The organism is Mesorhizobium sp. M7A.F.Ca.CA.002.09.1.1 (assembly GCF_003998555.1).
GTDB lineage: Bacteria > Pseudomonadota > Alphaproteobacteria > Rhizobiales > Rhizobiaceae > Mesorhizobium > Mesorhizobium ciceri.
The window spans coordinates 1-15,310 of the sequence record NZ_RZRR01000028.1; the positions used below are offsets into that span (position 1 = coordinate 1).

Genomic DNA, 15,310 nt, shown 5'->3' on the forward strand with positions numbered 1-15,310 from the left:
GCCTTCTTCAACGCGGTCGACGTGGTCAAGACGCCCTTCATCATCGGCATCGCCGGTTCCGTCGCGGTCGGCAAATCGACCACCGCACGCGTGCTGAAGGAGCTTTTGGCGCGCTGGCCGTCGAGCCCCAAGGTCGATCTCATCACCACCGACGGCTTCCTGCTGCCCAACGAGGTCCTGCGCCGCGAGAACCTGATGGAGCGCAAGGGTTTTCCAGACAGTTACGATGTCGGCGCGCTGCTGCGCTTCCTGTCGGGCATCAAGTCGGCGCTGCCCGATGTCCGCGCGCCGGTCTATTCGCACCTCACCTATGACGTCATTCCCGGCGAGTTCGTCACCATCGACCGGCCCGACATATTGATCTTCGAAGGCATCAATGTCCTGCAGCCCGGCAAGCTGCCGCAGGACGGCAAGATCGTGCCTTTCCTGTCGGACTTCTTCGATTTCGCCATCTACATCGATGCCGACGAGAAGCTGATCCACAACTGGTACATTTCCCGCTTCATGCGGCTGCGTGAGACCGCCTTCCGCAATCCGGACTCCTTCTTTCACCGCTACTCGCAGCTGTCGGAGGGTTCGGCGCGCGCCATCGCCGAAGGCCTGTGGACCAACATCAATTTGAAGAATCTGCGCGAGAACATCCTGCCGACGCGGGCCCGCGCCGACTTGATCCTGCGCAAGGGCGCCGACCACCTGATCGAGGAAGTGGCGCTCAGGAAGCTGTGACGGCCGGCTTCGTCACCCGTCGCAATGTCAGATTGATCCGCCCACCGTTTTTCAGCAGCGCCGAGGTCGAGGGATAGATCCGATCGACGCCGTGAAAGCACAGCCGCCCCTCGCCGCCGAGCACCACGACATCACCGCTTTGCAGCCTGAACGACTTGGTGGCGCCATCACGCGTGGTCTGGCCAACCCGGAACAGGCAGTCGTCGCCGAGCGAGACGGAGACGACCGGCGCCGAAAAGTCGGCCTCGTCGCGGTCCTGATGCAGGCCCATCTTCGCATCCGCCGTGTAGAAATTGATCAGGCACGCTTCCGGCGGATGCGGATAGCCCGAGACCTCGCGCCACAGGTCGAGCAGCGCATCCGGAATTGGCGGCCAAGGCGCCCCGGTTAGCGGATGCGCCGGCTGGTAACGATAGCCGTGCTCCTTGTCGGTGACCCAGCCCAGCGGCCCGCAATTGGTCATGCGCACGCTCATCTCCTTGCCGGTGCGCGGCATGGCCGGCACGAACAGCGGCGCCTGCTGCACGATCCGTCTCACCTCGTCGACCAGTTCTTCCTGCACGGTGCGTGACAGGTAGGCCGGCATGTGGCGGACGCCTTTGGGCAGAACGAGCACGGATTCGATCGCCTCTTGGATGGTTCGGAACCGTAAAATGTCACGATCAAATGAAAACGGCGACCCGAAAGCCGCCGCTCTTGTCGAATTGGCAGTCGCCGATCAGGCGAGGTCGGGGATGCGCAGCACCTGGCCCGGATAGATCTTGTCGGGATGGGTCAGCATCGGCTTGTTGGCCTCGAATATGACCGTGTTCTTGACGCCTTGGCCCTTGCCGTAGCTTTTCTCGGCGATCTTCCAGAGATTGTCGCCCTTCTTCACGGTGTAAAAGGTGGGCTCCTTGGCCGGGGCGGCGGCCGTGCCAGGTGCTGGCGCGACCTGTAATTCGTCCGCCTGCACCTTGGAGACGCCGAGCGTGTTGCCGACGGCGATGACCGCCTTCTCGAAGATCGACTGGTCCTTGACCACACCCTTCAGCACCGCCGTATCGCCGTTGACGACGACCTCGACGCCATCGGTGCCGAGCTTGTGCGAATCGAGCTCCTTCTTGAGTGTGTCGGCCGTGGGTGCGGCTTCGTCGTCACCGCCGATGCCCAGTTTCTTGCCGACACTCTTGACGAAATCGAACATGCCCATCGTTGGTCTCCATTGCTGTGGTGGGTGATCGCAGCTTGCCATCTGCAACCCAGAATTGGAAGCCACCCGCGCGTTGCAGCTTCGCGGTGCTTAATCGTTCTCCACCCGGCCGCGCAGCTTCTTGATCGTGCCTCGCCCGGCCTTGCTCTTCAGCCGCCGTTCCACGGCACCCTTTGACGGCCGCGTCTTCTTGCGCGGTGGCGGCGGCGGTTCGGCGGCCTTGGCGACCAGTGCCGTCAGCCGTGCCCGCGCATCCGCCCGGTTCTGTTCCTGGGTGCGGAAGCGGCCCGCTTCGATGACAACGACGCCGTCCTTGGTGGCACGCTGGCCGGCAAGCTTGATCGTCCGCTCGCGCACGCGCTCCGACAGACCCGCTGCGTTGGCGGCGTCGAAGCGCAGTTGCACCGCCGTCGCCACCTTGTTGACGTTCTGGCCGCCGGGACCGGACGAGCGGATGAAATCCTCGTGCAGGTCGCCCGGATGGATCACCGCATCGCCTGATATGATGATGTTGTCGTCGCTCGCCATGCCGCAGTCATGGCGCGGCGGATCGAAAAAGAAAAGGCCCGATCGAACCGGGCCTTTCAACGAAGCTGAACCCCGTAGCGCGATTACTCCGCCGCTTCCTGCATGCGCGGCGCCGCACCCAGCACCACGGCATCGACATGGCTTTCGAATTTCTCGAAATTGACGGCGAACATGCCGACCAGCCTTGCCGCCTGCCGGTCATAGCCGGCCTTGTCGGCCCAGGTGGAGCGCGGGTCGAGAATGGCGCTGTCGACGCCTCGAACCGCCACCGGCACCTCGAAACCGAAATGAGGGTCGGTGCGGAACTCGGCCGTCTTGAGCGAGCCGTCGAGTGCGGCGGCAAGCAAGGCCCGCGTCGCCTTGATCGGCATGCGCTTGCCGGTGCCGTAGGCGCCGCCGGTCCAGCCGGTGTTGACCAGCCAGCAATCGGCGCCGTGGCGGGCAATCAGCTCGCGCAGCAGATTGCCGTATTCCGATGGATGGCGCGGCATGAACGGGGCGCCGAAACAGGTCGAAAACGTCGCTTCGGGCTCGGTCACGCCCTTTTCGGTTCCGGCCACCTTGGCGGTGTAGCCGGAGAGGAAATGATACATCGCCTGCGCCGGGGTCAGCCGCGCGATCGGCGGCATCACGCCGAACGCATCGGCGGTCAGCATGATGATGTTCTTCGGATGGTTGGCGCGGCCGGTCTTGCTGGCGTTGGGGATGAAATCCAGCGGGTAGGCGCAGCGTGTGTTTTCGGTCAGCCTTCCGTCGTTGAAATCCGGCACGCCATCAGCGTCGAGCACGACATTTTCCAGCACCGTGCCGAAGCGCTGCGTGGTGGCGAAGATTTCCGGCTCGGCTTCCGCCGACAGCTTGATCGTCTTGGCGTAGCAGCCGCCTTCGAAATTGAAGATGCCGTGGGGTCCCCAGCCATGCTCGTCGTCGCCGATCAGCGTGCGCGAGGGATCGGCCGAGAGTGTCGTCTTGCCGGTGCCCGACAGGCCGAAGAAGATGGCGGCGTCGCCGGCCATACCCTCGTTGGCCGAGCAATGCATCGGCATCACGCCTTTCGCCGGCAGCAGATAGTTGAGCATGGTGAACACCGACTTCTTCATCTCGCCGGCATAGGAGGTGCCGCCGATCAGCACGACCTTGCGCGTGAGATCCACGGCGATCACCGTTTCGGTGCGGCTGCCGTGGCGGGCGGGATCGGCGCGGAAGGACGGCAGGTCGATGATCGTCATGGCAGGCACGAAATGCTCGAGCTCGGCGGCATCGGGACGAATGAGCAGATTGCGGATGAACAGCGAGTGCCAGGCAAATTCGGTGATCACCCTGGTCGGCAGCTTCAGCTCCGCATCGGCGCCGCCGATCAGGTCCTGGACGTATAGATCCTTGTCCCAGGCATGCGTCTGGAAATCGGCGAGCAGCGTGTCGAACTGGGCTTGTGAAATTGCCTTGTTGTTGTCCCACCAGACATGCGGTTCGGTGTCACTGTTGCGGACGACAAACTTGTCCTTGGGCGAGCGGCCGGTATGCTGGCCTGTCTCGGCGACCAACGCGCCATGTGCGGTCAAGCGGGCCTCGCCGCGCCGGATCGAGTCCTCATAAAGAGCAGCCGCACCGAAATTATAGCGCACCACGCCGGTGGTTTTCAGGCCGATATGATCGATCGCGCAGGCGGAATTGCGTTTGCCGACTTCCGACATCGAGTGTCCCTCTTGGATTTGCCGCATCTTTGCCGGCACCTTCCCGGCACGCCCACTACGCGGGCTGAGATGGTCAGAACCAGAAAAGTCAAATGATATCAAATCATTAATCGATTTAAATATTTTGAAAGTTGTTTAAATCGTTTATATGTGCAAAAAGTTTCGCGGTTGCCCAAAGGATTGGCGATGTACGTTCGTCCAATCCATGTCGAGGTAGGATTGTGGCCGCCGGCATGCCGCGCGTGACAGCGGACAAGGCCTATGCCACATTTTGTACCTAATTTGTCCTGCAAAAGCCCCTTCTCTACGACAGAAGGGACAGCTCATGAGGGAGCCGCTTGAAATGGCAACAATCGCGCTTGTCGATGACGACCGCAACATTCTGACATCGGTGTCGATCGCCCTGGAATCCGAGGGGTATCGCGTCGAGACCTACACGGATGGTGCGTCGGCGCTGGAAGGCCTGGCGGCACGCCCGCCGAACCTTGCCATTCTCGACATCAAGATGCCGCGCATGGACGGCATGGAACTGCTGCGCCGGATGCGCCAGAAGTCCGACCTGCCGGTGATCTTCCTGACCTCCAAGGACGACGAGATCGACGAATTGTTCGGTCTCAAGATGGGCGCCGACGATTTCATCCGCAAACCCTTCTCACAGCGCCTGCTGGTCGAGCGCGTGCGCGCCGTGCTGCGCCGCGCCAGTGCCCGCGAGGCTGCAGCCAAGACGCCAAGCCAGCAGGCCCGCTCTCTCGAGCGCGGCCAGCTCGTCATGGACCAGGAGCGCCACACCTGCACCTGGAAAGGCGAGCCGGTGACGCTCACCGTCACCGAGTTCCTGATCCTGCATTCGCTGGCGCAGCGTCCCGGTGTCGTAAAAAGCCGTGATGCGCTGATGGATTCGGCTTATGATGAACAGGTCTATGTCGACGACCGCACCATCGACAGCCACATCAAGCGGCTGCGCAAGAAGTTCAAGGCCGTCGACGACGACTTCGAGATGATCGAAACCCTTTACGGAGTCGGATACCGGTTCCGCGAAGCATAAGTAGCAGGGCCTGCTATTCGATGGCAGTGGAAGCACAGCGAACAAGACCGGCGGGCGCCTCCAGGCGGCCGTCGCGGATCATGCCGTCCTTCGTCTCGAAGATCACGGTGCCGATGCGCCGCTTCCTTGGCCATCACATCTTTTCCAGCCTGACGCGGCGTATCCTGTTCCTCAACCTTGCCGGCCTCGCCGTGCTGGTGACCGGCATCCTCTATCTCAACACCTTCCGCGACGGGCTGATCGACGCCCGCGTCGAAAGCCTGATGACCCAGGGCGAGATCATCGCCGGCGCCATCGCCGCTTCGGCGACGGTCGAGACGGATTCGATCAGCATCGACCCGGAAAAGCTGCTTGAACTGCAGGCCGGCGAAAGCCTTGGGCCGGGCTCGGACCAGCTCGACAATCTCGACTTTCCGATCAACCCGGAGCGTGTCGCACCGGTGCTTAGAAGGCTGATCTCGCCGACCAGGACCCGCGCCCGCATCTATGACCGCGACGCCAATCTGCTGCTCGATTCGCGCCACCTCTATTCGCGTGGCCAGATCCTGCGCTACGACCTGCCGCCGGTCGAGGAAGAAGAGCCCGATCTGGTCGAGCGCATCCAGAAATTCGTCTTCGACTTCTTCCGCAACACCGAGCTGCCGGTCTATCACGAGCAGCCGGGCGGCAATGGCGCCGCTTTCCCGGAAGTGGTCAAGGCGCTCACCGGCAGCCCTTCGACCATCGTGCGCGTCAGCGAGCAGGGCGAGCAGATCGTTTCGGTGGCGGTGCCGATCCAGCGCTTTCGTGCCGTCCTGGGCGTGCTGATGCTGTCGACCGAAGGCGGCGACATCGACAAGATCGTCGCCGCCGAGCGCAAGGCGATCCTGCGCGTCTTCGGCATCGCGGCCCTTGTCACCGCCATCCTGTCGATGCTGCTCGCCTCGACCATCGCCAATCCGCTGCGCCGGCTGTCGGCGGCGGCGGTGCGAGTGCGGCGCGGCGTCAAGAGCCGTGAGGAGATCCCCGACTTTTCCGACCGCCAGGACGAGATCGGCAATCTGTCGATCGCCATACGCGACATGACCAACGCGCTCTACGCCCGGATCGAGGCGATCGAAAGCTTCGCGGCCGATGTCTCGCACGAGCTGAAAAACCCGCTGACGTCGCTGCGCAGCGCGGTGGAGACCTTGCCGCTGGCCAAGAACGACGATTCGCGCGGCCGGCTGATGGATATCATCCAGCACGATGTCAGGCGGCTGGACCGGCTCATCACCGATATTTCCGACGCATCGCGCCTGGACGCGGAACTCGCGCGTGAAGATGCGGGAACGGTCGATTTGAAGAAATTCATCACCGATCTGGTCGCCGTTTCGCGCGAAGCGACGCGCAACAAGAAGGCGGTCGAGATCGAGTTCAAGGCCGCCAAACTGCCGCAGGGCGTCAAAGGCTATGTCGTCGTCGGCCATGATCTGCGCATCGGCCAGGTCATCACCAATTTGATCGAGAACGCCCGTTCCTTCGTTCCCGAGGATCATGGCCACATCAGCCTGTCGCTGGCGCGTGCCGGCAAGTTCAACATCGTCACCGTCGACGACAATGGCCCCGGCATCCGCGCCGACAACATCGACCGCATCTTCGAACGCTTCTACACGGACCGGCCGGCCGGCGAGGCGTTCGGCCAGAATTCGGGCCTTGGCCTGTCGATATCCAGGCAGATCGTCGAGGCCCATGGCGGCACGCTCACCGCCGAGAACATCCCCGGCACCAAACCCGGCGAGATCAAGGGCGCGCGTTTTGTGGTGACGTTGCCGGCCGAAGGCTGAGAGCATGAATTCCAACCATGCCTGGTCCAGCCGTGCAGCCTGAAAACATTCACGCGACAATGGTTTTGATCGGCGAGCGCGGCATTCTCATCACCGGAGCCTCCGGCTCGGGCAAGACGGCGCTGGCGCTGGCGCTCATAGATCATTGTCGCCAGCGCGGATCGTTCGCGCGGCTCGTCGGTGACGATCAGCTCTTTGTCGAGGCGCATGCCGGGCGGCTTCTGTGCCGCGCTCCCGCCGCCATAGAAGGCCTCGTCGAGGTGCCTGGGCTCGGCCCCCGGCCTCTGCCATTCGAGCCGGCAGGCCTCGTCGACCTGCATGTCCACCTGGTGCCGGCCGATGAAGCGCCGCGCTTCCAGGAGGATGCCGCTAGCAGCATCGTGGGTTGTCTGGTGCCACAGGTCGATGTGGTCGAACGCAATATCCCGGCGGCCTTACCGGTCGTGATGGCGCGGCTGTCGATCGCGCCTTTTCTAAGATCCGCTCCGGGTTTTTTGCTGCAATGCGTCAAAATGGCATGCGCCTGCGCAATTTTGGGCTTGTCAACGGGCCGCGCGTCGACAAGATAGCGCTCCCGCCGCCTGGATTGGCTGGCGAGCATAAAATGCGCCTGTGAAGCGGCGATGACGGGAGCCACCAAAGAATGATCGGACTCGTGCTTGTAACGCACGGTCAACTGGCCACCGAGTTCCGACATGCCGTCGAACATGTCGTCGGGCCACAAGACAATTTCGAAACCGTGGCGATCGGTGCCGACGACGATATGGAGCAGCGTCGGCGCGACATTGTCGACGCGGTTGCCCGTGTCGACACCGGGGCGGGCGTCATCGTGCTGACCGACATGTTCGGCGGCACGCCCTCCAATCTTGCCATCTCGGTGATGGAGTCCGGCCGCACCGAGGTGATCGCCGGCATGAATCTGCCGATGCTGATCAAGCTCTCCTCGATCCGCAAGGGCGACAACATGGCGGCCGCCCTTGATGAGGCCCAGGCCGCCGGTCGCAAATACATCAATGTTGCCAGCCAGCTCCTGAGCAGCAAATGACCGCGCTGTCCCCGGAAAAAGATCAGATAGTCCGGGATTTTCCCATCATCAACCAGCGCGGCCTTCATGCGCGCGCTTCGGCGAAGTTCGTCCAGCTGGCCAGCGGCTTCGATGCCTCGGTGCATGTCGAGAAGGATGGCGTCAAGGTTGGCGGCACCTCGATCATGGGCCTGATGATGCTGGCGGCAAGCCCCGGCTATTCGATCCGCGTCACCGCCAGCGGGCCGGAGGCCCAGCAGGTCATCGACGCCCTGGAGCAACTGGTGGCGTCCCGCTTCGGCGAGGAATGCTGATCTGGTAGAGCGCGATATGCGTCCGAGAGACATGCAGGGATAAAGATTTCTTTATATCCCATTGTCGTCCTTGCTCCGATCTGCTAGTCAGGCCGGCAATTCGCGCCCTTGGACGCGCCGACCGGCGCGGGCGTGTCCGCAACAAATTCGCAAGCACAACATTCGCATCGGAGTACTGCCATGACGGGTAGCAAGGACTATGTGGTCGCCGACATCTCGCTTGCCGGCTGGGGCCGCAAGGAACTCGAGATCGCCGAAACCGAAATGCCGGGCCTGATGGCCTGCCGTGAGGAATTCGGCCCCAAGCAGCCGCTCAAGGGTGCGCGCATCACCGGCTCGCTGCACATGACCATCCAGACGGCGGTGCTGATCGAGACGCTGAAGGCGCTTGGCGCCGATATCCGCTGGGCCTCCTGCAACATCTTCTCGACCCAGGACCATGCGGCCGCGGCCATCGCCGAGGCCGGCATCCCGGTGTTTGCCGTCAAGGGCGAGTCGCTGGAGGAGTATTGGGACTACACCGACAAGATCTTCCAGTGGGCCGATGGCGGCCTCTCCAACATGATCCTCGATGATGGCGGCGACGCCACCATGTACATCCTGATCGGCGCCCGCGCCGAGGCCGGCGAGGACGTGCTGTCCAACCCGCAGAGCGAGGAAGAGGAATATTTCTACGCCCAGGTCAAGAAGCGCCTGAAGGCTTCGCCCGGCTTCTTCACCAAGCAGAAGGCGGCGATCCGCGGCGTCACCGAAGAGACGACCACCGGCGTCAACCGCCTCTACCAGCTGCAGAAGAAGGGCCTGCTGCCCTTCCCCGCAATCAACGTCAACGACTCGGTCACCAAGTCGAAGTTCGACAACAAGTATGGCTGCAAGGAATCGCTGGTCGACGGCATCCGCCGCGGCACCGACACGATGATGGCCGGCAAGGTCGCTGTCGTGTGCGGTTATGGCGACGTCGGCAAGGGCTCGTCGGCCTCGCTCAAGGGCGCCGGTGCCCGCGTCAAGGTCACCGAGGTCGATCCGATCTGCGCCCTGCAGGCTGCGATGGACGGTTTTGAAGTCGTCACGCTGGAAGATGCAGCCCCCACCGCCGACATCGTCATCACCACCACCGGCAACAAGGATGTCGTCACCCTCGACCATATGCGCTCGATGAAGGACATGGTCATCGTCGGCAACATCGGCCACTTCGACAATGAGATCCAGGTCGCCGCGCTGCGCAATTTGAAATGGACCAACGTCAAGCCGCAGGTCGATATGATCACCTTCGCGGACGGCAAGCGGATGATCCTTTTGTCGGAAGGACGGCTGCTCAATCTCGGCAACGCCACCGGCCACCCGAGCTTCGTCATGTCGGCATCCTTCACCAACCAGGTGCTGGCGCAGATCGAGCTCTACACCAAGCCCGGCCAGTACGAGAACCAGGTCTATGTCCTGCCCAAGCATCTCGACGAAAAGGTCGCCCGCCTGCATCTCGACAAGCTCGGCGCCCGCCTGACCGAACTGTCGGGTGAACAGGCCGCCTATATCGGCGTCACGCCGCAGGGTCCGTTCAAGCCGGAACACTACCGCTATTAACCAAAGCTAAAATTACTACCAGATATTGAGGCCGGGCGATTGACTTTTCGCCCGGCCTTATTTTTGCGCGCCATCAGCCTTCACGCCGATTCGGCGAGGGGTTATTGTCAGGTGATTCGGCGATGCTTCCAGCCCGAGAGGGTCAAGAGAGGCACGCATCAGGGCGGTCTTGCATTCAGGCGGCGGAGAGGACCAAGACATGCCGGGGCAACACCCGCACAGAGCGGGACGGGCCGTTTCCGGCGGCCATGACGATTCGGGGATTGCTGGCTCCGCCCTGGAAGGGGGGAGCCTGTCCTGGCGCGCCCGCGCGTCGACATTCCTTGCCACCTCCGCGCTCGCGGGGCCCTTGGCCGGCGCCGCCGCGCATGCCGAGACCGCTGTTGCCAGCGTCGCCGGACTGTCGGTGAGTGCCATTGATGTCATGCAGCTTGCAGTGTTCGTCGGCGTGACGGGTGCCGCACTGATATCGGCCATCGTTCTCATCCGCGAAAGAGCCCGCACCTCGGCGGAGAATGTCGAACTCAGGAGCCGCCTCGCCGACATCAACGCGGCGCTCCGCCGTTCCGAGGCGCTGCTCAATCTGCGCGACCAGCGCGTCGTCGTCTGGGCTGCGGAAAACAAGAAGCCCGAGCTCATCGGCACATTGCCCGTCGAAAGCGGCGCTCCCGAGGATAGGGCCGCTTTTCTTGCTTTCGGCCGCTGGCTGATGCCGCGTTCGGCGGCGGCACTCGAACATGCCGTCGCGGGATTGCGCGAAAAGGCCAAACCCTTCGACCTGGTCATCGAATCGCAGGCCGGTGCGCCGCTCGAAGTGCATGGCCGCAAGAGTGCCGCGCATGTGCTCGTGCGTTTCCTCTCGCTCTCGGAGACGCAGCGCAGCCAGGCCAGACTGAAGATCGAGAACCAGCGGCTGGCCGCCGACCACGACACGATGATCGGCCTGCTCGACGCGCTGAACATGCCGGCGTGGCTCCGCGGCGAGGATGGCGGGCTGAAGTGGGTCAACCGCGCCTATGCCGATGCCGTCGAAGCCGAAAATGCCGAAGCCGCGGTTCGGGAGAAGAAAGAGTTCCTCGGCGGCCAGGCGCGCGATGCGATTGCCGCCCAGCACAGGACGCATCCGGTTTTCGAGCAGTCGCTGTCCTCCGTGATCGAAGGCGACCGCCGTGTGTTCGCGGTCACCGATTTCGCCGGCAGCGATGGCTCGGCCGGCCTTGCCTGCGACACCAGTGCCATCGAAGCCGTTCGCGGCGAATACGAACGGACGGTGCGAAGCCACGCCGACACGCTCGACCAGCTCAACACGGCGGTCGCCATTTTCGACACCGACGAGAAGCTGCGGTTCTTCAACCAGGCCTTCCAGAAGCTTTGGGGCCTGGAGGCAGGCTTCCTGCACAGCGCTCCAGACAATGCCTTGCTGCTCGACCGGCTGCGCAGCGAAGGCAAGATCGCCGAACAGCCTGAATGGCGCCGCTGGAAGGAAGGCCTGCTCGGTGCCTATCGCGCTGTGGAATCCCAGGAACATTGGTGGCATCTGCCGGATGGCAAGACCATCCGCGTCGTCGCCAATCCGCAGCCCAAGGGCGGCGTCACCTGGGTGTTCGAGAACCTGACCGAGAAGATGGACCTCGAGAGCCGCTACCAGACAGCGGTGCGGGTCCAGGGCGAGACGCTCGACAATCTTGCCGAAGGCGTAGCGGTGTTCGGACCCGACGGCAGGCTCCGGCTGTCGAATCCTGCCTTTGCCACGCTCTGGGGATTGAGCGGCGAAGCGGCCAAGCCCAGCGTCCATGTTTCCACCATCCGCGACCTTTGCGACCGGCAGGCGGCGGACAGCCCCTGGCCCGGCTTTGTTGCCGCCGTCACCGGCTTCGACGACGAGCGCCGCGACCGCCACGGACAGACCGAGCTCAACAACGGCAACGTGTTGAGTTACGCCATGATCCCGCTGCCCAACGGGCAGGTGATGATGACCTTCGTCGACGTCACCGACAGCGTCCATGTCGAGCGGGCGCTGAAGGACAAGAACGAGGCGCTGCAAAAATCCGACCAGCTCAAGAACGAATTCGTCCAGCATGTTTCCTATGAACTGCGCTCGCCGCTGACCAACATCATCGGCTTCACCGAACTCCTGTCACAGCCCACGACCGGTCCGCTGACGCAGAAGCAGCGGGAATATGTCGAGCATGTCAGCTCCTCCTCCGCGGTCCTGCTCACCATCGTCAACGACATACTCGACCTGGCGACGGTGGACGCCGGCATCATGCAGCTCGATATTTCCGAGGTGCAGGTCGATCGCACCATCGCCGCTGCGGCCGAACTGGTGGCCGACCGGCTGGAAGAGCATTCGATCAGGCTCGAGGTTGAAGCAGCCTCGGCGCCGAAGACGTTTCACGGCGATGAGGTCCGCGTCCGCCAGATCCTCTACAATCTGCTCAGCAACGCCGCCAATTACGCCCCGGAAGCCAGCACCATCCGGCTCACTTGCCGCCATCTGGCGGACGGGGTGGAATTCTCGGTCCATGACGACGGTCCCGGTATGCCGCCCGATGTGCTCGATTCGGTGTTCCGCCGTTTCGAGCCGCGCGCCAATGGCGGCCGCCGGCGCGGCGCCGGCCTCGGCCTGTCGATCGTCAAGAGCTTCGTCGAGCTGCATGGCGGCAGCGTTCGCATCGAAACCGGCAAGGACAAGGGCACGACCGTCATCTGCACCTTTCCAGACATGCCGGGCATCCGTGCCGCGGCCGAGTAGCGCGTTCGATGACCGGACTGGTGCTGGAGCGATTACTCGCCGACGAGACCCAGACAGCGCGGCTGGGCGAAGATCTGGCGCTGTCGCTGCGCCCAGGCGACGTGCTTGCCCTGAAGGGCGATCTGGGCGCCGGCAAGTCGACGCTGGCGCGGGCCTTGATCAGGACCTTGGCCGACGATGCCGGCCTCGACGTTCCGAGCCCGACCTTCACGCTGGTGCAGAGCTACGACACCCGCATTCCGGTGCATCATTTCGATCTCTACCGCCTGTCCTCGGCCGACGAGATCGATGAGCTTGGTTTCGACGAAGCCTTGGCGCAAGGTGCTGCTTTGGTCGAATGGCCGGAGCGGGCGGAAGCCCATCTGCCGAAAACCACGGTCCTGATCGAGCTCGTCCAGCATGGCAACGGCCGGCTGGCACGATTGTCGGGGCAGGGACCTGCCTTCGATCGGGCCGCAAGGTCGCTGGCCATGCGCGACTTTCTCGTGAGCGCCGGCTGGGCGCAAGCGCAGCGCCGCCATTTCATTGGCGATGCTTCTGCCCGCTCTTACGAGATCGTTTCGCTGCCGGGCCAAAAGCCGCAAGTGCTGATGAACTCGCCACGGCTGGTGCTCGGCCCGCCGGTCCGCGACGGCAAGCCCTATGCCGAGATCGCCCACACCGCCCAGTCGGTTTCCGCTTTCGTCGCCATCGACCGCGCCTTAAGGGCAGGCGGCGTCAGCGTTCCGGAAATCCATGCCGAGGACCAGGAGCAGGGATTCCTGCTACTCGAGCATCTTGGCTCGGAAGGGTTCCTCGGCAGCGATGGCCAGCCGCTGCCCGAGCGCTGCGCGGCGGCGGCCGAGCTGCTGGCCATGATGCATGGCAGGACCTGGCCGCAGCGCCTGGAAACAGGGCATGGCGGCTTCCACGATGTCCCGCCTTTCGACCGCGAGGCCATGATGATCGAGGCCGATCTGCTGGTCGACTGGTACGTGCCGGCAATAACGGGCAGCCCGGCAAGCGGTGCCTTGCGCGCCGGCTACCACAAGCAATGGGGCGCGCTCCTCGACCGGCTGCACGGCCGCGAATATACGCTGATGCTGCGCGACTTCCATTCGCCCAACATCATCTGGCGCGGCGACCGTTCAGGGCATGATCGGCTGGGCATCGTCGATTTCCAGGATGCGCTGATCGGCCCGTCCGCCTATGACGTCGCCTCGCTGGCCATGGACGCGCGTGTTACGATGTCGCCCGAGATCGAGAGAAAGACGCTGGATGCCTATGTCGCGGCGCGCCACGCAGCCGGTGCTTTCGACGAGGCAAGCTTCCTGGAATCCTACGCCATCATGGCGGCGCAACGAAATTCCAAGATCCTCGGCATCTTCGTCCGCCTCGAAAAGCGCGACGGCAAGCCCTATTATCTAAAACACCTGCCGCGCATTCGCGATTATCTGCGCCGGGCCTTGTCTCATCCGGCGCTGGCAAGCCTGCGCGAGTTCTACGACGCCCACGGTTTGCTGGAGGAGCGAGCGCTGTGACAGCAGGACCGGACACCGCCATCGTACTTGCCGCCGGCCTTGGCAAACGCATGCGGCCGATTACCGACACCATTCCCAAGCCGCTGGTCAGGATTGCCGGCAAGACGTTGCTCGACTGGAGCCTCGACAGCCTGGCTGCCGCCGGTGTCGCGAAGGCCGTGGTCAACGTCCACTATTTTCCCGAACAGATCCTCGCCCATGTCGCCGCGCGCCGCGCGCCAAAAATCGTCATTTCCGATGAGAGCGAACAACTGCTCGATTCCGCCGGCGGCATCGTCAAGGCGCTGCCGGAACTGGGCGAGCGACCCTTCTACATCCTCAATGCCGACACCTTCTGGATCGATGACGGTCCTCTCAATCTCCAGCGCCTCGCCCTTGCATGGGACGCGGCGAAAATGGATATTCTGCTGATGCTGGCGGATCTCCAACAGGCGACCGGACACTGCGGCAGCACCGATTTCCTGGTGGCGCCGGATGGCGGCTTGCGGCGTTCAAAGGGGGATCCGGCGGGGCTGATCTATGCCGGCGCGGCGATCGTCGATCCGCGCCTGTTCAAGGGCGCACCGGCCGGGCCGCACTCGCTCAACGCCTATTTCGATTCCGCCATCGCCGCAGGGCGCCTGTTCGGCATGCCCATGCATGGCCACTGGATCACCGTCGGCACGCCCGATGCCGTACCGCTCGCGGAAGCGGCGGTCGCCGGTGCGCTCATCGAGTCGCAATGAGCGGCTCCAGCCGCGTTTTCTCGATCCCGCCCGGAGCGCCGTTTCTGCCGACGCTTGCCGAGGCGCTGCTTGCCGGCCGTCTTGTTCCGGGGTTTCGATTCGACGGCGACCCGCTCGCTTTGGCCGATGCCACCATCTATGTGCCGACACGCCGTGCCGCGCGTGCCTTGCGGGGTGTCTTCGTCGACAGCCTGGCGGCACGCGGCGGCGGCGGCTCGGCGATCCTGCCGGTCATCCGGCCACTCGGCGAATTCGACGAGGATGAGGCTGCGTTCGAGACCGAGGCAGCGGCGGCCATCGATCTGGCGCCGCCGATTTCGGCAACCGAACGCCTGTTGCTGCTGACGCCGCTGGTTGTCGCCGGGACACGCCGGCTGCCGGCGCCTGTCGCCGCCCTTTTC

Annotated in this window: 13 protein-coding genes and 2 pseudogenes; 11 read left to right on the plus strand and 4 right to left on the minus strand. The window is 63.6% G+C overall.

Features of this window, described 5'->3' with window-relative positions; all coding sequences use genetic code 11:
* Positions 1-726: type I pantothenate kinase (gene coaA, locus EN994_RS02650; protein WP_127307388.1), on the plus strand; the 726-nt coding region annotated here is incomplete at its 5' end.
* Here coaA and EN994_RS02655 read toward each other — a convergent pair.
* From EN994_RS02655 to EN994_RS02670, 4 genes are all read right to left on the minus strand, one after another.
* Positions 713-1,342, minus strand: a complete 630-nt coding sequence (locus tag EN994_RS02655) for an alpha-ketoglutarate-dependent dioxygenase AlkB (protein ID WP_013528341.1) — start codon at positions 1,340-1,342, stop codon at positions 713-715. The two genes, coaA and EN994_RS02655, sit on opposite strands and share 14 nt — an antisense overlap.
* Before the next feature lie 102 nt (positions 1,343-1,444).
* Positions 1,445-1,918, minus strand: coding sequence for a peptidoglycan-binding protein LysM (gene lysM, locus EN994_RS02660; RefSeq protein ID WP_013528340.1), 474 nt, complete (start codon positions 1,916-1,918; stop codon positions 1,445-1,447).
* A 90-nt stretch (positions 1,919-2,008) separates the two neighbouring features.
* Positions 2,009-2,446, minus strand: coding sequence for an alternative ribosome rescue aminoacyl-tRNA hydrolase ArfB (gene arfB / locus EN994_RS02665; RefSeq protein ID WP_063170436.1), 438 nt, complete (start codon positions 2,444-2,446; stop codon positions 2,009-2,011).
* 83 nt (positions 2,447-2,529) lie between these two features.
* The gene (locus EN994_RS02670) at positions 2,530-4,140 is read right to left on the minus strand and encodes a phosphoenolpyruvate carboxykinase (RefSeq protein WP_063169782.1); all 1,611 of its coding nucleotides are present in this window, start codon (positions 4,138-4,140) and stop codon (positions 2,530-2,532) included.
* A 343-nt stretch (positions 4,141-4,483) separates the two neighbouring features.
* Here EN994_RS02670 and EN994_RS02675 point away from each other — a divergent pair, with 343 nt between their 5' ends.
* The 10 genes and pseudogenes from EN994_RS02675 to EN994_RS02725 form a co-directional block, all read left to right on the plus strand.
* The gene (locus EN994_RS02675; protein WP_013528337.1) at positions 4,484-5,185 is read left to right on the plus strand and encodes a response regulator transcription factor; all 702 of its coding nucleotides are present in this window, start codon (positions 4,484-4,486) and stop codon (positions 5,183-5,185) included.
* Positions 5,186-5,205: 20 nt separating this feature from the next.
* Complete coding sequence (locus tag EN994_RS02680) at positions 5,206-6,990, plus strand: sensor histidine kinase (protein ID WP_013528336.1); 1,785 nt, start codon at positions 5,206-5,208, stop codon at positions 6,988-6,990.
* 17 nt (positions 6,991-7,007) lie between these two features.
* Positions 7,008-7,466, plus strand: a pseudogene (locus tag EN994_RS02685) (HPr kinase/phosphorylase); the annotation flags it as partial.
* A 167-nt stretch (positions 7,467-7,633) separates the two neighbouring features.
* Positions 7,634-8,035, plus strand: coding sequence for a PTS sugar transporter subunit IIA (locus EN994_RS02695; protein ID WP_010912939.1), 402 nt, complete (start codon positions 7,634-7,636; stop codon positions 8,033-8,035).
* Complete coding sequence (locus EN994_RS02700; RefSeq protein ID WP_013528333.1) at positions 8,032-8,328, plus strand: HPr family phosphocarrier protein; 297 nt, start codon at positions 8,032-8,034, stop codon at positions 8,326-8,328. The genes EN994_RS02695 and EN994_RS02700 overlap by 4 nt, the downstream gene beginning before the upstream one ends.
* Before the next feature lie 180 nt (positions 8,329-8,508).
* The gene (gene ahcY / locus EN994_RS02705) at positions 8,509-9,909 is read left to right on the plus strand and encodes an adenosylhomocysteinase (RefSeq protein ID WP_013528332.1); all 1,401 of its coding nucleotides are present in this window, start codon (positions 8,509-8,511) and stop codon (positions 9,907-9,909) included.
* 199 nt (positions 9,910-10,108) lie between these two features.
* Positions 10,109-12,664, plus strand: coding sequence for a PAS domain-containing sensor histidine kinase (locus tag EN994_RS02710; RefSeq protein ID WP_127224162.1), 2,556 nt, complete (start codon positions 10,109-10,111; stop codon positions 12,662-12,664).
* Positions 12,665-12,672: 8 nt separating this feature from the next.
* On the plus strand, positions 12,673-14,184 hold the full coding sequence (locus EN994_RS02715) for a bifunctional tRNA (adenosine(37)-N6)-threonylcarbamoyltransferase complex ATPase subunit type 1 TsaE/phosphotransferase (protein ID WP_013528330.1): 1,512 nt from the start codon (positions 12,673-12,675) through the stop codon (positions 14,182-14,184).
* Positions 14,181-14,909: a nucleotidyltransferase family protein gene (locus tag EN994_RS02720; RefSeq protein ID WP_013528329.1), complete on the plus strand. Its 729-nt coding sequence runs from the start codon at positions 14,181-14,183 to the stop codon at positions 14,907-14,909. The genes EN994_RS02715 and EN994_RS02720 overlap by 4 nt, the downstream gene beginning before the upstream one ends.
* A pseudogene (locus tag EN994_RS02725) lies at positions 14,906-15,310 on the plus strand (double-strand break repair protein AddB); the annotation flags it as partial. The gene EN994_RS02720 and the pseudogene EN994_RS02725, both read left to right, overlap by 4 nt.